The organism is Runella zeae DSM 19591 (genome assembly GCF_000423565.1).
GTDB classification, from domain to species: domain Bacteria; phylum Bacteroidota; class Bacteroidia; order Cytophagales; family Spirosomataceae; genus Runella; species Runella zeae.
Window position 1 is genome coordinate 274,799 of the sequence record NZ_AUIF01000011.1, and the last position, 22,264, is coordinate 297,062.

At 42.4% G+C, this 22,264-nt stretch carries 16 protein-coding genes; 12 read left to right on the forward strand and 4 right to left on the reverse strand.

The window, feature by feature from the left end; all coding sequences use genetic code 11:
• Positions 1-19 precede the first annotated feature (19 nt).
• The 8 genes from G563_RS0104685 (at position 20) to G563_RS0104725 (ending at position 10,856) form a co-directional block, all read left to right on the forward strand.
• On the forward strand, positions 20-1,813 hold the full coding sequence (locus G563_RS0104685; protein WP_028664290.1) for an ABC transporter ATP-binding protein: 1,794 nt from the start codon (positions 20-22) through the stop codon (positions 1,811-1,813).
• Positions 1,814-2,009: 196 nt separating this feature from the next.
• Positions 2,010-3,698: a trypsin-like peptidase domain-containing protein gene (locus tag G563_RS0104695; protein ID WP_084650761.1), complete on the forward strand. Its 1,689-nt coding sequence runs from the start codon at positions 2,010-2,012 to the stop codon at positions 3,696-3,698.
• Between the two features lie 132 nt (positions 3,699-3,830).
• Positions 3,831-4,718 (forward strand): serine/threonine-protein kinase, encoded by an 888-nt coding sequence (locus G563_RS33715; protein ID WP_037325873.1) that lies wholly within the window; start codon positions 3,831-3,833, stop codon positions 4,716-4,718.
• Positions 4,711-5,592: a Stp1/IreP family PP2C-type Ser/Thr phosphatase gene (locus G563_RS33720; RefSeq protein ID WP_084650762.1), complete on the forward strand. Its 882-nt coding sequence runs from the start codon at positions 4,711-4,713 to the stop codon at positions 5,590-5,592. Before G563_RS33715 ends, G563_RS33720 begins: the two co-directional genes overlap by 8 nt.
• A 16-nt stretch (positions 5,593-5,608) precedes the next feature.
• Positions 5,609-7,378, forward strand: coding sequence for a serine/threonine protein kinase (locus G563_RS36725; RefSeq protein ID WP_051210764.1), 1,770 nt, complete (start codon positions 5,609-5,611; stop codon positions 7,376-7,378).
• A gap of 12 nt (positions 7,379-7,390) precedes the next feature.
• Positions 7,391-7,999: an outer membrane beta-barrel protein gene (locus G563_RS0104715; RefSeq protein ID WP_028664292.1), complete on the forward strand. Its 609-nt coding sequence runs from the start codon at positions 7,391-7,393 to the stop codon at positions 7,997-7,999.
• Positions 8,000-8,249: 250 nt separating this feature from the next.
• Positions 8,250-8,711, forward strand: coding sequence for a (2Fe-2S)-binding protein (locus G563_RS0104720; RefSeq protein ID WP_028664293.1), 462 nt, complete (start codon positions 8,250-8,252; stop codon positions 8,709-8,711).
• Positions 8,712-8,720: 9 nt separating this feature from the next.
• Positions 8,721-10,856, forward strand: a complete 2,136-nt coding sequence (locus G563_RS0104725) for a xanthine dehydrogenase family protein molybdopterin-binding subunit (RefSeq protein ID WP_157585073.1) — start codon at positions 8,721-8,723, stop codon at positions 10,854-10,856.
• 51 nt (positions 10,857-10,907) lie between these two features.
• Here G563_RS0104725 and G563_RS0104730 read toward each other — a convergent pair whose 3' ends face one another.
• Positions 10,908-11,624 carry an SGNH/GDSL hydrolase family protein gene (locus G563_RS0104730; RefSeq protein ID WP_229598445.1) on the reverse strand — a complete coding sequence of 239 codons (717 nt, stop codon included), beginning with the start codon at positions 11,622-11,624 and terminating at the stop codon, positions 10,908-10,910.
• A gap of 37 nt (positions 11,625-11,661) precedes the next feature.
• On the opposite strand from G563_RS0104730, the gene aat reads away from it, so the two are divergent.
• The 4 genes from aat (at position 11,662) to G563_RS0104750 (ending at position 17,046) form a co-directional block, all read left to right on the forward strand.
• Positions 11,662-12,282: a leucyl/phenylalanyl-tRNA--protein transferase gene (gene aat, locus G563_RS0104735; RefSeq protein ID WP_028664296.1), complete on the forward strand. Its 621-nt coding sequence runs from the start codon at positions 11,662-11,664 to the stop codon at positions 12,280-12,282.
• A 134-nt stretch (positions 12,283-12,416) separates the two neighbouring features.
• Positions 12,417-12,905 carry a (2Fe-2S)-binding protein gene (locus G563_RS0104740; protein ID WP_028664297.1) on the forward strand — a complete coding sequence of 163 codons (489 nt, stop codon included), beginning with the start codon at positions 12,417-12,419 and terminating at the stop codon, positions 12,903-12,905.
• Positions 12,906-12,936: 31 nt separating this feature from the next.
• Positions 12,937-15,093, forward strand: a complete 2,157-nt coding sequence (locus G563_RS0104745) for a xanthine dehydrogenase family protein molybdopterin-binding subunit (RefSeq protein ID WP_028664298.1) — start codon at positions 12,937-12,939, stop codon at positions 15,091-15,093.
• Positions 15,094-15,252: 159 nt separating this feature from the next.
• Positions 15,253-17,046, forward strand: coding sequence for an acyl-CoA dehydrogenase (locus tag G563_RS0104750; RefSeq protein WP_028664299.1), 1,794 nt, complete (start codon positions 15,253-15,255; stop codon positions 17,044-17,046).
• Between the two features lie 332 nt (positions 17,047-17,378).
• Here G563_RS0104750 and G563_RS0104755 read toward each other — a convergent pair whose 3' ends face one another.
• From G563_RS0104755 to G563_RS0104770, 3 genes are all read right to left on the reverse strand, one after another.
• A complete protein-coding gene (locus G563_RS0104755; RefSeq protein ID WP_157585075.1) occupies positions 17,379-18,230 on the reverse strand; it encodes a DUF5677 domain-containing protein in 852 nt (283 codons plus the stop codon).
• Positions 18,231-19,061: 831 nt separating this feature from the next.
• Positions 19,062-19,850: a DUF4249 domain-containing protein gene (locus G563_RS0104765; RefSeq protein ID WP_028664301.1), complete on the reverse strand. Its 789-nt coding sequence runs from the start codon at positions 19,848-19,850 to the stop codon at positions 19,062-19,064.
• 10 nt (positions 19,851-19,860) lie between these two features.
• Positions 19,861-22,206 (reverse strand): TonB-dependent receptor, encoded by a 2,346-nt coding sequence (locus G563_RS0104770; protein WP_084650763.1) that lies wholly within the window; start codon positions 22,204-22,206, stop codon positions 19,861-19,863.
• Positions 22,207-22,264: the final 58 nt, after the last annotated feature.

The following is a 22,264-nucleotide window of genomic DNA, read 5'->3' on the forward strand; positions in this document are numbered from 1 at the left end:
TTCTAAAACTTTTATAAGAATGTCAACTCTGGGTCTTATTAAGAAACTGTGGCCTTTTGTCCAAAAATACCGTCAAAGTTTAGTAGGGGCTTTTGTGCTTACTGCTTTGGGGGCGTTGTTGGCTCAAGTTACCCCTCTGGTGATGGAATATACCGTAAATACGGTTCAAAATATCTTAAATCAACAAAACCAAACTACCGAGCAAATCACTTGGATAGTGGGTGGCTTGGTGGTGGTATTATTTGCCAAAGAAATCATCAACTTATTGGTGCAACTGGGACAAAAGTTTTTGAGTGATAGGCTTCGATTTCGCTTGGCCGCCGATTTGCACAACTATACCATTAGGCGGATGGTATCTTATCACCTCTCTTTTTTTGCGCTTTCCCAAAATCAAATTGGCAAGCTTGAAAAGCGTATCGACAAAGGCATCGAAAGTCTTACCAAAACGGTCAAAAATATCTTCGTCGATATTGTTCCGATGTTTGCTAACGCACTTTTGGCTTTGCTGCTGATGTACAAAAAAAACGTGTGGGTGGGCGTGTGTGCTACGATCATCATGCCTCTTTATGCGCTTATTAGCCGAGAGCAATCAAAGCGCCAAAAGCAAGTGAGGCGCAATATTCAGCAATTTAGAGAAGAAAAAGCCAACACACTCTTTAGTTTGATTGAATCTATTTTTGTGGTAAAGTCCTTTGTAAGAGAAGATTATGAGTCTGAACGTCAGTGGTCTTTGACCCAAAAGCTATCGGATAGTGAAGTAAAGCACCACCGTACCAATTATCTTTTTGATGGCCTTAAAAGTATTGCCGAGCAGCTAGGAGTCGTGATGGTTTTTGTGGTAACAATCTATTTTGTATTGAACCAACAAATGACAATCGGGGCTATTTTGTTGCATTTGATGCTCTTCAATAATGTGTCGGCACCAGTGCGACACCTTCATCGTATTTATGATGAATACAGCGAAGCACTTACCTATGCAGAAGGTTTTTTTGATATGATAGAAAACAACAGCTATCTCGAAAATACCAGCAAAAAAGACCTCAAAATCCCTGATACGTTGAAGGGTGTTTTTGAAATGAAAAGTGTTGATTTTGTATATCCTAATGGTAAAAAAGCCCTCAAAAATGTGTCGCTGCGTCTGGAACCAAACAAAACAACGGCTATCGTAGGGCTGTCGGGAGCGGGAAAAAGTTCTGCTATGAATCTCTTGGCGGGGTTTTATTCGCCATCTGAGGGCGATATTTTGCTTGATAATGAATCACTTCATCAATACAATCCCCAATGGATAAGAAAAAACGTGGGGCTTGTCATGCAAAAAAATCACATCTTTTCGGGAACCGTCGAGGAAAACATTCGCTATGGCAATTTAGAAGCTTCTTTTGAAGAAATAGTGGAAGCCGCTAAAAAAGCCAGTCTCCATGACCAAATCCTCCAAATGCCCAAAGAGTATCAAACGGAAGCAAGGGCGCTTTCGGGTGGGCAACAACAGCGGATTGCGATTGCCCGCCTTTTTCTTAAAAACCCTCCCATTATTTTTCTGGACGAACCCACCGCTAGTTTGGATGCCATCACTACCGAACAAATTAAAGACAGCATAGACGCCATCAAAAAAGACCGTACCGTACTTATTATTTCTCACAACATCAGCCAAATCATGGACGCCGATAAAATATACGTCATGCAAGAGGGAGAAGTGATAGGAAGTGGTACCCACGAAACGCTCTATGCCGCAGGTGGTCTATACCGCGAAATCATTGATTCTAATGCCCGTACCCTCAATATTGGGCGTTTGGCAGCTACAGTGCTGGGTTGAGTATAGGTTTTCCTGTATATCCAAAATACAGGTTTCCCCTTATCCAAAATGTAGGTGTTTCTGGATTTACTGATGAGGCTTTTTAGCGGAACTTTGTATCATCCAAAAACAAAATAATTCGCTGAAAATGAGCCTCAAATCTCAGCAGCATTCCTAAAGAATCAATCATTGAAAAATCTACAAAAACATTAAAAAAATGAGCACTCCAGTAAAACAATTTGTAATTCGTCATTTGGCCGGAGCCAAAGCCAACCAAGTCGAAGAGTTTGATTTTAGTAGTCACAACGAACTTACCTTTGGCCGCTCTTCCGATAGCGATATTCAGTTTGACCCCGAAATAGATACCGTAGTAAGCCGCGAACACGGCAAGATTGTAAAAGAAAGCCCTCTTGTGTTTTCGTTGATAGACAACAACAGCCGCAACGGAATTTTTGTCAACAAAACCCGCGTCAAAGGAAGCATCACTCTCACTCCTGGAGATGAAGTCCAATTGGGAAACAATGGCCCTATTTTTGTTTTTGACATCGACCCTCGTCCCGCCGAATTGATGCCTGCTACTCGATTGGTAGAAGTCGTAAAACCTACTAGCGAATTTGTGCCTCTTGAAGTATCGGAAACAGCACCTGCTAAAACGGGCATTGGAAAACAAACTTTTGAGCGAGTAATCAACAGCGAACGTACAAAATCGCGTCGTACGCTTACAGCCAGTATAGTAGCGGTGTTGGTGATATTTTCGTCTTTGGGCTTTGTGTTTTGGAAAAAAAATAAGGAAGATAATACGCAGCTAAACAACGAATACACCGAAGCACTCAAAAAACAACAAGAAGAATCAAAAATTCAGATGGACTTGTTGAAAGAAAAACTAGAACAAGGCAAAACCATTTCGACCGCTTCTATCGCCGCCGCTAATACCGACAAAGTTGTCAAGATTTTTATTTCGTGGGAATTATACGAAGTGCAAGAAAATGAAGAACTATACCATGAGTATCGCCCAGATGCCCAAGGAATGTTTCGACCTTTGTTTGTACAAACCCAAAATGGCGTAGAGCCTTATCTTGTTACCAAAAAAAGATCGCTTGCGGGCTTGCCAGTAGGCTCGACGGGTACAGGGAGTGGTTTTGTGGTAAGTTCTGATGGTCAGATTCTCACCAATCGCCACGTAGGAGCAGCCTGGAAAACAAGATACTCAGGTTTTGCGTGGAACAATTTTCCGGGTTTTATGGTACAAGGACTTGATAAAAATGGACAGCCTATTTTGGCCAAAGAGCCTACCGTAGGAGCCGAGCAAATATTTGGGTGGGTACCTTCAGAAGCCACAATGGTCAATGGGCGCGCGGCTCAAGTAGAAGGCCGAAACAAATACCTAAAGGTCGTATTTGCGAATACATCTCAGCCTTACGAAGCTCGTTTGATTACTCCTTCACAAAGCCACGATGTAGCGCTTATCAAAGTAGATGTCAACGACCTAGCCCCTGTTAATCTAAAAGATAACTACGGAAGTGTGAAGGCAGGTGAAGAAATTATCGTGATGGGTTATCCGGGTGGTGCACCACAGCAAAGAGTCGTACGCAAATCAAATGACCCCTTCAAGCCTAATCCTGAGGTATTTGAAGTAGCTTCGCCTGTTACCTCACCGGGGCATATCCAACAAGTAGTGGAGAGCTCGTCAGAATTTTCGACCAAACAATCAGGGTTTGGGGATAGCTATCAGCTTGATTTGAATGCCACAGGCGGTGGCAATAGTGGCGGACCTATGTTTGACGACAAAGGAAACGTGATTGGAATCTATTATGCGGGTGGAGGAGATGCTCGTCAGGGAATTATCTCTTTTGCGATTCCGATTAAGTATGGCATGGAACTTCTCAAAAAACCTAAAAGCGAATAATTAAGTGCTTATCCACACTTAGCAAGCAAAGGTTGTTATAATAAACATCTTCATTGAGAGTGCTTTCTAGTGAGGTAATTACTCAGAAGTTGGGTTTAAGAAAGAAAGCGTTAGCGATTAAAGTTTCATCAAATGCAATTAGGTCAAAATATCAAAGGGTACATTCTGACCCAATGGCTGGGGTCGGGAGGAATGGGCGAAGTGTATCAAGCACAGCACCAAACCTCCCGCCGCTTGGCAGCCGTAAAAGTTTTGTATCGAACCGACCAAGCAGCAAGGTTCAAAAATGAAGCGTATATCCAAGCTTCCGTACAACATCCCCACATTGCGGCTCTTTATGAATATACCATCGAAAACGGAACTCCTTGCATCATTATGGAATATGTAGAAGGAATCACGCTCGAAAAACTCATCAAACGCCAAGGGCGACTACCCGAAAGCTTTGTGTGGAAGGTTATGGAGCAAATCGTATTGGCGGTGGTACATCTGCATGAAAAAAACATCATCCATCGTGATTTGAAACCCGGCAATGTCAAAGTAAATCGGGAGAGTTTTGCCAAATTATTGGATTTTGGAATTGCAAAATCCGTCTATACTCCTAAGCTTACCCAAGAAGGCTATATCGTGGGTACGTCACATTATATGGCTCCCGAGCAGTTTCAAAACAAAGTAGGTATCGAATCGGACTGTTGGGCATTGGGGGTATTGTTTTATGAAATGCTAACGGGGTACCTGCCTTTTGATGGTAGAAGCGAGACGGAAGTTCGGCTCAAAATAGAAAAAGGAAATTATACCTCACCCGACTTATTGGTACCAGAAGTGTCAAAAAAAAGTAAACGTCTCATTCAAAGATTGTTAAAAGCCAATGCCTCTTCTCGAATGAATGCCAATGAGCTGTTGGTCGCCTTGCAAAATCCCGACAATAATCCGCTATTTTCAATTACAGAGTGGGTAAATAATATCACTGATTTTGTGGATAAAATGCCGGTAAAACGGTGGTTAAGAGTTAACAATGATTAATGTATTATCTCGAACTCTTACGAGTATGTTTTGGAAAAAATGGCTATCTGACAAATCAACTGACGCGCCTGTGTCAGATTCTCACAGTGACCTACGAGCCGTGGTAGTGTCGGATGTAGGGTGTGTTCGTACAAACAATGAAGACGCAGCTCGGTTTATTCGTCCTGCTGACTTAGGAATTCGGGCCAATAAAGGTTTTTTGGCAATCGTAGCTGATGGCATGGGAGGCCACGCCGCTGGCGAAATAGCTTCACAACTAGCGGTAGAGACCATCGCCAAAACATATTACTCGCGCGAAGAATCGGTAGAAGAAAGTTTGTTCTTGGCCTTTACCAAAGCAAACCGCTCTATTTGGCAAGCTGCTAGCCGTAATTCACAACAACGAGGAATGGGGACTACCTGTACGGCATTGGTAGTATGTGACCAAAGCTTGTACATGGCGCATGTAGGTGATAGTAGACTCTATATTTTTAAAAATGGGCAGATTTTACAGCTTTCAACGGATCATACTTACGTCCAAATGCTGGTAAGTCAGGGGGTGATTACACCACTAGAAGCCGAGAAGCATCCCGAACGGAATGTACTTACGCGAGCCATGGGAACTCACAACAAAGTGGAAATAGATGTAGAAACTCTTACTTATAAATTGGAAAATGATGACCGAGTTTTGCTGTGTACCGATGGCTTGTACGATTATTTGAGCAACGACGAAATCGCTCAGTTGATGCTCATTCCTGCCTTAAACGAGTCTGCTCAACAATTGGTAGAATCTGCCAAACAAAGAGGAGGCCACGACAATATCACAGTGCTGCTCCTAGAACGAGTATCGAACGCAGTTTTTCAATCTCCTCGTCCAACCGAAGAAATAAAATAAAAAAACATTAACTAAGATGATTGGCCGTACCCTTCATAATTATCATATCGAAGAGCTGCTGGGCGAAGGCGGTATGGGAACGGTGTATCGGGCCACTGATACATTTTTGCGTCGCCCAGTTGCGATAAAAATGCTACACCCACATTTATTGCGCGATACCAATTTTATGGAACGTTTTCGCAATGAAGCGGTGCTTTCGGCGCAGTTGAACCATCCCAATGTAGCTACTTTATACAATTTCCTACAAATCCGCACCGACAATCTAATGATAATGGAACTTGTGGATGGAATGACGTTGGAGCGCTTGGTAGCAAAAAAAGGAAAGTTACCTCTAGAAACCGCCGTAAAAATAGTGATTCAAGCTCTTGACGGTCTTCAACATGCTCATTATAAAGGGATTTTGCATCGAGATATTAAACCTGCCAATCTCATGCTTACGCATGAAGGAACCGTCAAATTGATGGATTTTGGGATTGCTCGTATGGTGGGAAGTCAACGCCTCACTCGAGCTGATAGGGTAGTAGGTACGCTCGAATACATGGCTCCAGAATTGCTCAATGGCGTAGAGCCTTCTATTCAGTCGGACTTGTATGCCATCGGAGTATTGCTATATGAATTGTTGTCGGGGAAGTTACCTTTTGAACCTGTGACCGACAACACCCTTATCAACCAAATTCTCAATAAAAAGCCAATTTCTTTAAGAAGTAGAATTAATGATTTACCAAAATCTATCGAAGATATCTTAGAAAAACTATTGCATAAAAAACCCGAAAAGCGATTTGGGAAAGCATGGGAACTTCGCCAAGCACTTGCCACTATAGTAGCTCCTGGCCCTATCTCCGCAGATATATTTGAAACAAATCCCCAGCCTATAGTGCCCTTGACGCGCTTGGCTACGGTTAAGTCAGACAAGCCCCAAGTAAGTCCGACTAGGCTCGCCGGTAGTCCTGATTCTAAATCAACATCCCAAACCAAAATCCAAGAGCTACGGGCTAATCTTCTGAGTTTTGAAGGGCTCATATTGGTAGGAGCTATCATTATAGCAGCCATAATAATTGGTTTTTGGGTATTTGATGGACCTGCTCCCTCTTCTAAAGACATTGCCTTTGAAGTGGTGGATTCATTACCCAAAGTGCAAACATCTGATAATAAGACAATACCAGAGAAGTCAAAATCAGACCTAAATGAGTCTGTGACGGTATTTCCAGTGGACAAAAAAGAAGTAACGTTACCTATACAAACACCCACCGAACCAGAAGAAAAAAAGCCCCCGAAAACAACCAAAAAGAAATTGCCGGTCGAAGAAGCGCCTAAAGAAAAAAATCCTGTACAAGTAGAAGAGCCGCCTAAGCCTATTGCAAAAGAAGAAAAGCCTAAGGAAGAAAAACCAAAAGAGGAAGCTCCTCCCAAACACACTCGCGTGGCTCATGTAGAACTAAACGGTGAATCATTTTCGGTCGAATTTGCCCAAACAGTCTCTTCCGAAGCCTCCTCGGGAGATGTGGTATGGCTGCGTACCATATCGGCTGTGAGTACAGAGGGCGTTGTAGTGATTCCGGTAGGAGCCAAAGTGAGGGCAAAAGTCATCACAGCTCGCTCATCTACAAACTCACAAAAAGCCCTTTTAGCCCTTCGTTTTGACGTTGTCGAAGCCGTTAATAATCAATGGGTACCCATTCGATTTCCCGAATACAGTGATAAGTCAAGTGAGCAGGTAGTTTTTCAGCAAGGGCGAAGAGTTAACAATCTTCGTACCACCCGTACCAAGCTTACAATTCCATACTAAACATCCAAAATCATGTTCAAAAAAACGATTTTATTTCTACTTTTTAGTGGTGTTTCTGCTAGCCTTTTTGCTCAAGACATACGTTCAAATACAGAAGGATTTAATCTGAGTCTCCAAGGAAGCTTTGTACGCTGGTCTTCTACCTTTTTTGATCAATTGGATGAGTCCGACCCCAACGGCCTTGGCGGAACTGTCAGACTAGGTTATGGATTTAACCAACGATTTGAAGGCTTTGCCCAATACGAACGCCAAACCTTAAAACTAAAAGCAGACTGGGATGTAAATCGTATGTCAACCTTTGCGGCAGGAATTAGGGCCAATTTTGGCGGAACCTTACAGGCAGCTCGGCCTTTTGTGGAGGTAGGATATGCCTTACAAAATTTGAAAATAAGCCCTGTTTATTTGAATGGTATATTATATGAGTTTAAGTTGAGCGGACCTAGTGTATGGCTAGGAGGGGGCATCAATTATTTTATTACACCCCAATTATCTCTTAATATCAGAGCTGCTGGTACGATTGGGAAGTATAACAGCTTCTTAGCCAGCGGACAAGGTTTTGAAGACCGCCCTGATGTGCGTACTTTTAGAGCAGCGATAGGTATTTGTTATTTTTTTAATTAAAAAATGTGACTTTCGTTTTTATATACCGTCTCAACAAAGAATCTACAAAAATTAATAGGTTCCGTTACCCTACTTTACTAGTTCCTGTACCGTCAGATATATCCCTCATCTGACGGTACATTTGCACAAACTGTCGCGCATTTTACCCTACCATTTTACTTTTGCCCCCACTACTAAAAAGACGGTATAACCGTTGATTGATTAGCTTTTTTATAAACAAGATTTTGTTAACTGTCAAAGCGACTGTAAAATGGCTAATTACACATTGAAAATCAACAATAAAACCTACCGCGTAGAGGTCGAAGAAGATACGCCGCTCTTATGGGTACTCCGCGACCACTTGGGATTGGTAGGTACTAAATATGGCTGCGGTATTGGGCAATGTGGTGCCTGTACTATCCACTTAAATGGTACAGCTGTGCGTTCTTGTGTATTGCCAGTCTCTGCAATTGGCAAGCAAAAAGTAACTACTATTGAAGGCTTGTCGGCCCATGGTGAGCATCCCGTTCAACAAGCTTGGTCGGAAGTTGATGTACCCCAATGTGGCTATTGTCAGGCGGGTCAAATAATGACCGCTTCGGCGTTTCTCAATAAAACCCCCAAACCTACGCCTGCCCAAATTACTGAAGCCATGAACGGAAATGTTTGTCGTTGTGGTACTTATCACCGTATTCGAGAAGCTGTTGCTTTGGCTGCTTCAAAACTCAAATAATCACACATCATGTCTATAAAATCAAGCAGAAGGGATTTTATAAGAGCTTCGACTATGGTAGGTGGAGGCTTTCTGTTAAGTTTTCGATGGTTTGAATTAACCGCTTCGCCAATACAAACGGTAGCAGAAGATGTTAATTTTAACAGCTATCTTTCCATTGCACCCAATGATGTCATTACCATTTTTGCGCCTAATCCCGAAGTAGGGCAAAATATCAAAACGGCTTTTCCGATGATTGTGGCCGAAGAGCTAGATGCGGATTGGACCAAAGTAAAAATAGTGCAAGCACATCTTGACACTAAGAAATTTGAACGTCAGGCCACGGCGGGGAGTGGAGCCATGCAGCATTCGTGGGAGCGGCTGCGTAAAGCCGGTGCCACGGCTCGATGGATGTTGATGGAAGCGGCTGCTAAGCGATGGGATGTTTCGGTAGCCACATTGACTACCGATAACGGTTTTGTATGGCATAAAGAAAGCGGCCGCAAACTAAGTTATGGGGCTTTAGCGACAGAAGCAGCCACCATGAAAGTGCCAGATGGCATAAAATTAAAGGCAAAAAAAGACTATAAACTCATCGGAAAACCTATTCACAATACTGATAATGCAGAAATGATTACGGGTAAACCGTTGTATGGAATAGATACCTATCGAGAGGGAATGTTGATTGCCATGATTGAACGGCCCCCATTTGGTGCCAAAATCAAATCTGTGGAAACTGCCGCCGCCAAGGCTATGCCGGGTATTGTGGATGTGATTACGTTCAAAAACAAAGTAGCAGTACTAGGCAAATCTACTTGGCAAGTAACCAAAGCCCGTAAATTATTGAAAGTAGAATATGAACCCGACGGTGCGGTAGAAAGTACAACGGAGCATAATACGTTGATGAAACAACTGTTGGACAAAGCAGATGTAAAACCATCGCGCAAAGACGGAGATATAGAGGCGGTATTTAAAACCGCCGCTCAAGTAATTACGCGCGAATATCAAGCCCCTTTTTTGTCTCATGCTTGTATGGAGCCGATGAATTTTTTTGCCCATGTACGGCCCGAAGGGGTTGAATTGATTGGGCCAGCTCAGTTGCCTGAAGATACCCGCAAAAATGTGGCGAAATTGTTAGGGGTAGATATTGAGAAAATAACGCTCCAAATGACGCGCATGGGCGGCGGCTTTGGAAGACGACAACGCTCCGATTATTCGATGGAAGCAGCCGAGCTGTCAAGTATGACCAAAGCTCCCGTCAAAGTAATGTGGACTCGCGAAGACGATATGCAGGGTGGGCAATATCGACCAGCGATGCGCTATCGTTTTCAGGCGGCATTGGATGAAGAAGGAAATTGGATTGGATATAGAATGCGTGGAGTAGGTATCAATTCAGGCAATAGCGCACGCCCTGATCATTTTCCAGCGGGAGCCGTGGCCAATTTTCTGGTTGATTCCATTGACCATAAATCTCCTGTGACAACCGCTCCTTGGCGAGCACCTTCCGAAAATTTTTTGGGATTTGCCGAACAGTCCTTTTTTGACGAGATAGCCACTGCCGCTCGTCGAGATCCAATCGAATATCGACTTGCTTATCTTGACAAAGCACAAAAAACGCCCGTAGGAGCGGTAAAATATGATATTGAGCGAATGAAAGGCGTGATTAAATTGGTAGCAGAAAAGTCGAATTGGGGTAAAAACAAACAATTATACCAAGGATTTAGCGCGTATTTTTCGCATGGTTCTTATATCGCGCAGGTGGCCGAAATAGAGATGAAAAATGGTAATTTGGTACTGCAAAAAATGTACGCGGCCGTAGATTGTGGAGTAGTAGTCAATCTAAGCGGAGCGTATCAGCAGGTGAAGGGGGGGATTATTGATGGCCTGGGACATGCACTATATGGGGAAGTAACGCTCAAAGATGGCGTGCCAGCCCAAAAGAATTTTGATACCTATCGCCTCATTCGGATGAAGGAAGTGCCAGAAGTAGAAGTTTATTTTGTAGATAGTGACATCAACCCAACAGGCTTGGGAGAACCAGCGCTTCCGCCGGCGGCAGCGGCATTGGCTAACGCATTTTTTAAAGCCACCGGAAAACGCCTCTATCATCAACCTTTTTTGAAAGAAGAAGCCATGAAAGGGCAGACTCTACATCCAATTAGTTAGGAGTCACAAAATGAAAAAGTTGAATAAAGCCCGCTTTAGCGGGTTATTTTATTACTTTAAAACCCGTTGTTGTATGATTGGCAAAGCTTTTTCGGCCCATAGGCGATACATTTTTCCCGAAAAATGAAGCCCATCTTGAGCGATAAGCGATAAGTCATCTTTGGCGGTGCGGGAAAGAGGTGTAATGTCAATAAAGACAATACTAAGTTTGTCACATTCTTCTTTGGCTATTGCGTTGAAGGCGTCAATTTCGGCTGCAATTTGGGCCTGATTGCTTCCTTTGGCAAAAGGCGTAACTCCCCAATCGGGAATAGAAAGTACAAAGACTCGCTGAATATTTCCGCCCGCATATCCAATGGCTTGTTGGAGAAGTTCTTGAAATTCAACGCGGTATCGCTCCATACTTTGCCCACGGTATTGGTTGTTGACCCCAATCAAAAGCGAGACTATGTTATAAGGACCTTTAGGATTTCGATCTTTTATTCCTTCCAAGAGTTCGGCGGTAGTCCAACCCGTACGAGCGATGATTTCAGGAGAATTAATGTTAACATTGTTTTGTCTTAACAAATTTGTCAAAATTTCACTCCACCTATCCTCAGGAGCTACACTTTCCCCAATGGTGTAAGAATCGCCGAGCGCTAAGTACCGATAAGCACTCGGCTGGTTGATGATTTCAGGTTCCATGTCCTTAGATTGATTGGTAGAACAAGCCATAATTAGCAGCAAAATACTCCAAAACACTTTCATAATTTTGTTTTCAGGGTACATGTTTATATATTTGTTTTTAACCACTTTTGATTGTGTCATGTCATTTCTTTCGGCCGACGATCTTATTTATGGGTACATGAACGGTATATTTCCAATGGCAGATGCCGACGGTACATTGTACTGGTATTCACCAGATCCCAGAGCTATCATCCCTATTTATACGTACAAATCCCCTAAATCGCTTCGCCCTATTCTGAATAAATCTGTTTTTGAGATTAGAATCAATGCTGACTTCAATGGGGTAATGAGGGGATGTGCCGCACCACGTCAAGGAGATGATAATACGTGGATTTCGGACGAAATCATCAAAGCCTATACTGATTTACACCATTTGGGATTTGCGCACAGTGTTGAAACGTATATTGACAATCGTTTGGTTGGAGGGCTTTATGGAGTGGCCATTGGTGCGGTATTTTTTGGTGAATCTATGTTTCATACGGTAAGTAATGCTTCTAAAGTTGCGTTTCATTATTTAATAGAGATTCTCAAACAACAAAAATTTGATTTGCTAGACACTCAGTTTATCAACGATAATGTACGTAGGTTTGGGGCTGTTGAGATTCCTAAGTCTGATTATATTCAACAACTAAAGCGAGCTATATCGAAAAAAGCTCGTTTTACCGAAGCTTCGATAGAGCACCTTTTTATGCATCAGTGAGAGCTATCTAACTAATTTGATTCATCCTTTTTTTGTGAGGATTAGGACACCAAAAATATCCCTTCAGCTTCAATGCTTGGTTTTGATATATTTTCTAGCAAAATTTACTAAAAATAAACTAAGCTTTTTAATTTATGGCAGCTATCTCCTTAAATGTCAACGGAAAAAATTATAACCTTGACATCGAACCTCAGATGCCACTTTTGTGGGCGATTCGTGATATTATTGGGCTCAAAGGCACAAAGTTTGGCTGTGGCATAGCACAATGTGGCGCTTGTACCGTACACATGGACGGAAAGCCTACGCGTTCTTGTGTTTTACCGGTACAAGCAGTAACAGGAAAAAAAATAACGACTATCGAGGGAATTGGTACAGAAGAAAATCTCCACCCTGTACAACAAGCATGGATTGATGAACAAGTACCTCAGTGTGGCTACTGTCAGTCGGGGCAAATTATGGCCGCTACTGCGCTTTTAAAAGAAAAGCCTAATCCTACCAATGCCGACATCGACGCCGCGATGCGTGGACATCTTTGTCGATGTGGTACTTATGACCGTATTCGGAAAGCTATCAAACAAGCCTCAAAGGTTGCTCCTAAAAATGAAGCATCTGGAGGAAAGTAATCAAGAGCATCTAAACTTTAAAACTAAAGACATGAGTAATCGCAGAGATTTTATAAAAACCTTGGGTCTATCGTCGGCGGGTTTGATGTTAGGGTTATCAGCTACCTCTAGGCCCTCGGTGGTCAATATGACTACCCACGGTGGCCCCTCAGCCTTGGCGCTCGAAATCAACCCGTTTATTGTGATAGAACCTACGGGGAAAATTATCCTCATCAATCCTCGCCCTGATATGGGGCAAGGCTCTACCCAAGCGGTTCCGTCGCTTTTGGCTGAGGAGCTAGAAGTACGATTGGATCAAGTAACTATCTGGCAGTCAGATGGTAAAAACAAATACGGAGACCAAACGTCGGGAGGTAGCAGCAGCGTAAGAGCCTTGTGGAATCCTATTCGTAAAGCAGGAGCCGCCGCCCGCGAAATGCTCGTTAAGGCCGCCGCTCAGCGTTGGAAGGTATCCGCAACAGAATGTTACGCCAAAGAAGGAAAGATATACCACAAGCCTACCGGCAAAACACTTTCTTACGGAGAAGTAGCCGATGATGCTTCCAAACTGGAAGTTCCTAAAAATCCCGTTGTTAAAGACAGCAAAGATTTTAAAATCATTGGGAAATATGCCCCTAGGCTTGATGTACCCGCCCGTGTGACGGGTAAGGCAGTGTTTGGAATAGACGTAGAAGTTCCCGGAATGGTATACGCCGTGATGATTCATAATCCTCACATTCACGGAAAAGTGGTGTCTATTGATGATACCGAGGCTCTAAAAATCAAGGGTGTTCAGAAAGTATTGAAATGCGAACGTCCCATGCCTCACCGTACCGCCGAAGCAGTGGCTATCATTGCCGATAATTTTTGGGCGGCGCTGTCGGCCAAAAGAGCGGTAAAGGTGCAATGGGAAAATGGGGATATCCCCCAAACCATGACCACCGAAGCTTATTTTAAGAAATGTGCGGAAGCGGCAACCAAAGAAGGATTAAAAGCGGAAGAACATGGAGATTTTGGCGCAAAGTTTTCAGGAGCTTCTAAAAAAATAGAGGCAGTATATGAAACTCCCTTTTTGGCACATGCACCCATAGAACCTGAAAATGCCATCGCTCATATCAAAGAAGACGGCACCGCCGAAGTATGGGCACCTATTCAGGGGCCTGATTGGGCTTTAAGGGATTTGGCAGGTTATCTCAAAATAAAACCCGAACAGATTAAAGTCAACGTAGCCTTACTGGGGGGCGCATTTGGACGAAAAGCCTATCACGATTTTTTGTTGGAGGCGTGTTATCTCTCTCGGGAGGTCAAAAAACCCGTAAAATTGGTGTGGACGCGTGAAGATGACATCACCCAAGGGCCTTATCGCCCCGGAATGCTGGCACGTATGCAAGGGGGAATAGATACGCAGGGCAATATTGTAGCGTATCATCATCATCCTATCGGTGAATCTATCCAAATGCAGGTCTTCAAAACACCCACTGATAAACCAGACGATTGGATTTGTGGCGAATTGAGCCAAAAAGAACAAAAATACAATATCCCTGCTTTTAAGGTATCGTTTAGCCATGTACCTACCGACATTCCCATTGTATGGTGGCGTTCAGTATATGCTTCCAATTTTGGGTTTAGTCAAGAAGGGTTTTTGGATGAACTCATTCATGCCGCTGGTAAAGACCCTATCAAAGCTCGTCTTGAAATGTTGACAGATACGCGCTTTAAAACGGTACTCGAAACTTTACACGAAAAAGCCAAGTGGTCCGAAAAACTTCCGGCGGGTCAAGGCAAAGGAGTAGCCATATTTAAGTCTTTCGGAAGTATTAGTGCTTGTTGTATTACGGTTTCTAAACAAGCCAATGGCGTTAAGATAGACAAAGTGGTGTCGGTAATAGATTGTGGGCATTATGTCAACCCTGATAATGTAAAAGCCCAAACCGAAGGCAACATTGTGATGGGGATTTCGGCAGCGGTCAAAAAAGGAATTACCTTTGCAAATGGACAAGCCGAGCAAACCAATTTTCATCAGTATCAAATCATGCGATTCAATGAAATGCCAGCGGTAGAAATACACATTGTAGAAAGCGGAGCCGAACCGGGTGGAGTAGGTGAGCCAGGTTTGCCTCCTATTGCCCCTGCCCTGACCAATGCGATTTTTGCCGCTACTGGCAAACGAATCCGTAGGCTGCCTTTTGATCTAAATACCTTGGCATAATTAAAATATTTTATCCCCAAAAGGCGGTCTAAAAAAGTAATTAGGCCGCCTTTTTTTATTGAATTATAAATAGTTGTAAAGATTTTATGTATCTTTGCGATACAGTATGCAAGCATACCAATAAGCCTATTGATAAAAACGAAAATAGATTAACGCCCAATGGCCCAGTACTATAGCCGTCGAAATATCAATTTCCTACTTTATGAAGTTTTTAAAGCTACCGAGCTGACCAAATACCCGTATTTCAATGCGCATGATCGGGAAACATTTGATATGACGCTTGATGCCGTAACCCAAATTGGAGACAATATCATGTTTCCTTATTTGAAAGAGCTAGATCGCAATCAGCCAGAGCTTCGTAATGGAAAAGTAGCGGTGCATCCCAAAGTAGGAGAGTATATCCGAGCAATGGGTGAGGCGGGGTTGATAGGAGCAGGTTTTGACTTTGAAAATGGCGGACAGCAATTGCCCGAAACAGTCAATTCGCTTTTAGGTTTTATCGTAATGGCCGCCAACAATGGTATGATGTACACGGGCCTTACTTCAGGCGCAGCTAGATTGATTGCCTCGTTTGGGTCAGAAGATTTAAAGCAACTCTATGTTGAAAAAATGCTGGCCGGTCAGTGGCAAGGTACTATGGCTTTGACTGAACCGCAAGCAGGAAGTTCATTATCAGATATTACTACTACGGCTTTTCCCCAAGAAGATGGTACTTATCGTATCAAAGGCCAAAAAGTGTTTATTTCGGCAGGAGACCATGACCAATGTCCTAATATCATTCATTTGATGTTGGCTCGGATAGAAGGTGCACCCAAAGGAACCAAGGGCATTTCGCTTTTTGTCGTACCCAAATATCGGGAAGACGGCTCCGAAAATGATGTTACCTCTACGGGCATCTATCATAAACTCGGCCAACGGGGGGTACCAGCGATGCACCTGACTATGGGTGACCGCGACGATTGCCACGGGTGGTTGGTAGGAGAGCCTCACAAAGGGCTTTCATATATGTTTCAGATGATGAACGAAGCCCGCATCGGAGTCGGAATGACAGGGGCGGCTATTGCGTCAGCAGCTTATGGGGCATCGTTACAATACGCTAAAGAACGTCCGCAAAGTCGTCGATTGAATGAAAAATCGGCCTTGGATACGCCTCAAATTCCGATTATTGAACACCCGGATGTAAAACGGATGCTCTTGCTCCAAAAAGCAATCGTGGAAGGTTCGCTCTCTTTGTTGATTGAAACAGCCCGTTGCTTTGATATTGCACACGCTTCCGACGACCCCGAAGAAAAAGAAAAATATCGCTTGATGCTAGAGCTGCTTACTCCCGTAGCCAAAACATACCCTACTGAAATGGGATTGGTGGCGGTGAGCAATGGGCTTCAGGTGCTGGGGGGATATGGCTTTACGGAAGATTTCCCGCTCGAACAGCTCTACCGTGATATTCGGATTACACCCATATATGAAGGTACCACCGGTATCCAATCGCAAGATTTGCTAGGTCGTAAAATGACCATGAAAGGTGGTAAACCCGCTCAGTTGCTTTTTGGAGAAGTGAGCAAAACCATCTCAGAAGCGGAGGCTTTAGATGAAATGAGCAAATATGCTCAGATACTTAAGGCAGAATTAGCGCGCTTGCAAGAAGTCACGATGAGCTTGATGCCTCATGCTATGCAGGGCGACATAGAGCGATTTTTGATGGATGCTACTCTTTATATGGAGTTGTTTGGGATTATAACCGTAGCCTGGCAATGGCTCAAACAAGGAGTGGTAGCCAAACAGGCTATTTTAAGCCAACATCTTGAAGGAGAGGAGTTGGCGTTTTATGAAGCCAAAATTCATACGATGAAGTTCTTCTTTCATTATGAAGTTCCCAAGACCCTAGGTCTTGCCAAACGCCTTAAAGAAAATGAAATATTAACAATTACTACCCAAAAAGAGTTAGCTCTTTAGAGGAAGAAAAATTTTTCATCACAATTATATTTTACAACAACTGAAAACCGAAGCAACAGTCCTGACATTTGTCGGGATTTGTTGTTTATAAGGGGAGTGCATTTCAAAACTTCGTTTTGCGCCTAAATTAGGTCAAACTAGTAATCTTCCTCACGTAATGAAGATTTAGAGCTATGCTTTAGATGGTTGGTTAGAGGGATGACGATACATTGCCTTTGCTACATCTATTTCGGAGAAAACTCATGTTTATTGCATGAGTTACAAATTAGGGATGACTGTGGCAGAAGTGTAACCTCTGTTGTATGTACCTCGTAAACTATTGCAGCTACTCTTTACAAACCAAATTTAGCCTCGTTATAAATCATCATTCCTTGCTTCATAGGAATATTTAATTCTTCAAATGTAACTATTTCAGGCCATCTTAAATGTTCAATCTCTATTTGAATATTAGCAAGAGATTTATCAATTATATCAGAAGTAAAAAAATCACTCTTAAAATTTTCATATAATTTAGAAAAGATAAACCATCCATAAAAGCGACAGAAATAAGTATAGTACTTTTTTAAATTTTCAGCGGAAAACTTAAAAGTTGTTTCTTCAAATGCAAGATTAGGTTCAATACCCCATCCAAGCCTAAGTAATAATTGCGGGTTAAAATGAACAATTCTTGAGGTTGCATGATAAAAGTACCTGTAAAATTCTTCTAAACCAATAGCCTTAGCCCTCTCAAAAACATTAGGAAGATTTTTCTTAGGCCAATTATACTTTAAAGCTAAACTTTTAAAGGATTTTTCAAAGATATTATGATTTTCGTAAACAGAAGGTATAGTTTTTGGAATTACAATTTGCTGCTGCTGCCTTTCCTTATCAAAAAAGACTTCTTGCGCATCTACGCTTTTAACTAAATCCTCTGTAATTAGATACTTAATTATATCTTCCTGATCTTCATATGTTATTTTCTCATTTATATATCTTAAAGTAATATAATCCTCTGTCAATCCCCGTAAAAAGGGCATAAGAAAATACAAATTAGTACTACTCTCTTTATTAACTTGAAGATTATATTCTAAATTACGAACAAAAGCAGCTTTTTTGACTGATAAGAAGAGGCTATCGTTTATTGTGGTTGTTACAGGGTAAATCTCATCAAGTATCTGCTTATATTGAAGGTATAAATTGTCCATAAAATTATATAGTTTGTTGCCACGAGGCTTATTAAACATTTTTTATTAAAAATGTTTTAGATAGCAATTATACCGATTTAAACCAAGTTATTTTGGCGCATTTTGAAAAATTACCTCTTTAAAGCTCTACATTGCAAATTTTTCTTCAGTAAAAGACTTATTTCGTCTTTTACCTTTTATAGTACGAAAAAAAACTGCATTTTTGGTCATTTTTTATCTAATACTTTGACATTTTTAAAGGTTTTGTATGTTTGCTTTCGTACTACACATAGATAATACGAAAACTGAATTACTCATTTTTGCGCTCCAGTAACCTATACACCCCCTTCCCATCAAAAAGCTTTTGCCGCCTTGTCAAATATTGTGATTGATTTAGCTTTTCCGCCATGCCTTGATAAGTCATACCCATATTCCTATATAATGTTGGAAGCTCCTTTGCTTGCATATTTGCTTTGTGGGTTCTGGCATTCTCCATCCTAATATTACAACCTTTCTTTATCGCCTCAATAGTCAAGTTCTCAGGTTTACCAAGTATAATGCTCCGTGCTTTTAATTGCCTTACAGCTCCTTTCGTTCTTGTTCCTAATTTATAGGTGTTCCACGGTCGTTTTGTAAATATATGGTATTTATGGCCTTTTACAAATGACTGTTTATAAAATTCCACCACAATAAAAACTATCGGAAAATATATCACAAACTCAGCCCCACTCCACAAAGTGAGGCATTGATTAATGAGATAACATTATGAGACACTTTTTGCAACTAAATCAGGCGTTTTTCTAATAGAAAATTTAGTCTCACAAAACGCCCGTTTTGCGAGACAAGTCATTTCTATAATTTAACTCCCTTCGTATCTATTGTATGAGCCGAAAAGACACCCAAAGATCCATTGGAAATATTGCTTGGAGGATTGGTTGGAGTTATACCGCCACCCGGGCCGCTATCACCTATCAGCATCAAGGTCTTGTAAAACAATGCCGCATTTGCGTCGATGCACTGCATGGTTATATTGACGGCATCTCCTTTTTTCAATTTTACCTCATCATCGTTTATTTCCAGTCTAAGGGTATTGACAACGCCGTTTTTTACTTCATCGTTTTGGATAAAATGTTGGTTAATAAGTTTATCGTTTACCGACACTACAAACCGATAATTGTTCCCCTTTCCCATCGGGTCATTGTAAACCGGTATTAAATTGTATTCCGTTTCACCGGTAAAAACAACTTCCTCCACTTTTATGGACTCGAAGGATACTTGCTGCGGCATAGTGCTTTGAGCAACATATGTTTGATTTTCTGCCTGCACAGTCAGTGTATAGGTTCTGCCAGGCACGCCCTTTAGGGAAGCCGTCTGATAGATCCCGTTGCCGCGCGGAGTCAAAGTTTCACGGTTTCCGGCATCATCCCTAATGCTGACGACGGCATTATCAATGGTAGGATAGGTGCCGGTTTCAATCAATTTGAGGGACTTCGTGATTTTTACGAAATACGGTCCGGTTGCGTTGGTGATATTGCCATCTATGATGACTTTAGACTGATTTACTTTGTAGTCCAACGTCACTGTTTTTTCGCAAGCGGTACACACCAAAGCGAGCAATACTAAGCTGATTATAGTTTTCATTTTCGGGTGCTTAAAATTTAAAATTATACGTTACACTCGGTACCCATTGAAAGAGAGACGTTTGTACGGCATCTATTTTTTCGGGATTAATTTTGTTTTCTTTGAACGTGATGGCATACGGGTTTTTACGACCATACGCATTGTATAAACCGAAACTCCATGAACTCTGAAACTTTCCCTTGGAAGGCTTTTCGTACGTGACGCCGATGTCAAATCGATGGGTAGCCGGCATTCGGTCTGCGTTACGGTTGCCATATTGGTAGACCAGCATGTTGTTCAGCAAGTATTTACCCGTAGGAAAGGTTACTGCATTGCCGGTGGTATAGATAAAAGTTCCGGACAGTGTCCATCGGGGAGAAAGTGTATAAACCCCAACGATCGACAGATCATGTGTGCGGTCCTGCTTGGCGTTGTACCATTGGCCGTTATTTATGCCTTCTATTTGGCGTTCCGTTTTTGAAAGCGTGTATCCTATCCATCCGGTCAATGTCCCCGTTTTCTTTTTCAATAAAATCTCTACCCCATACGCCCTTCCTTTCCCAAAGAGCAGTTCGCTTTCTACGTCAGGAACGGTGTTAATGTCGGCGCCGTCTCGATAGTCAATTTGGTGCTGCATGGATTTATAATAGACCTCTGTATTCAGTTCCAGCGCATTGTCGTTGAAGTTTTTACTCAGTCCCAGGCTCACTTGGTCGGCTATTTCCGGCTTTATGTTGTAGCTGTTTCCAATCCATTGATCGGTAGGGCTGCCGCCGGTAGAATTGCTCATCAAATGCAAATTCTGCGTGTTGCGGGCATAGCCCATTTTTACACTGGCAGTGGAGGTCACTCTGTAATTGGCCGACAGTCTTGGCTCCAAATTGAAATAGGTTTTGCCGACTTTGCCTTTTTTCAATTCTACGGATTGAGGGAGCTGATTCTGCTCGTAAATATGATAGGTATCTCCACCCATAACATTGTAAAAAGAAAACCGAAGTCCATAGTCAAGATTGATTTTCTCAGATACCTTCCAGGAGTTGTTCGTATATACCGCATTTTCCAAGCCTATGCGGCTTTTTTTAGTATTCACAATATCAGAACCTTCGGCTTTTGTGGGCGTAATGGTGTGGTGGATGACATTGAAACCGAAGCGGATGGTATTGTCAGCGTTTGGATAAAACGTAAAATCCTGCTTGAGGTTAAGATCCTTGATGTGAGAATTGAAATTTATCTCGCCTCCCTCGCTCTTAAATCCGACATTGAAATCATAGTTGCTGTAAATGATGGAGGTATTGGAAAACAATTTACTGCTCAGTACACTGTTCCATCGCAAGGTTGCCGTAGAGTTTCCCCAGTCGCTGCCGAAAGTTTTTGAAACCCCTAATACGTCTTTGCCAAAATAGCCCGAAAAGTACAGTTTGTTCTTATCGTTGATCGCCAGATTGGCTTTGGCATTTAAGTCATAGAAGTACAATTTAACGTCTTTTAAATCGGACGAAAGTCGTGCAAAAAGGTCTGCATACGTCCGTCGACCGGAAATAATAAAGGAGGATTTTTCTTTTTGAATCGGCCCTTCTATCGTTAATCGGCTGCTGATCAGACCAATTCCACCGCTTACCTGATAATTTTTATTATTGCCTTCTTTCATTTTTACATCCAACACCGACGACAGGCGTCCGCCAAACTGAGCCGGGCTGTTGCCTTTGATAATGGTAGCATCTTTAATGGCATCGCTATTGAACGTACTGAACATCCCCAGCAGGTGCGAAGCGTTGTATACGGGTGCTTCATCGAGCAGGATCAGGTTTTGGTCGGTCGCTCCGCCTCTCACCGAAAAGCCATTACTCCCTTCTCCATTCGATTTTACGCCGGGCATCAATTGAATGGTTTTTACCAGATCCTTTTCACCAAATACGACCGGAATTTTAGCGGCGGTTTTCATATTCAGTATTTCCGTTCCCATGGCGGAGGAGGTAAGATTTTCATCTTCCTTTTTGGAAGAGACGACTACCTCCTGTAAACTGACTCCGTCGGCCAAATTCACGTTTACCGTCACATTTGCATTCAATGCTACCGGGATCGATTGCTGCTCGTATCCGATGTACGAAAAACGCAATGTGTAGTTGCCTTGGGGAAGCGAAAGGGAATAAAACCCGTACTCGTTGGTGGTTACTCCCACAGTAGGTTTTTCTAAGACTCCTACCGCTACTCCAATGAGTGTTTCACCGGACGATTTTTGTTTTATCGTACCGCTTACTGTAAATTTTGTTTGCCCCAACAATAGCGTGGAGCTGCATAAAAGAAGAAGGGAAATGCCAATGGCTATCTTATGCTTGTAAGATAACGGGTGCGTTTGTCTATTTGTTTCGGGCTGCATTCAATGATCGTTTTTGTGATGACGATGCAAATCTTAAACTTGGAGAACGCGTCTGCTA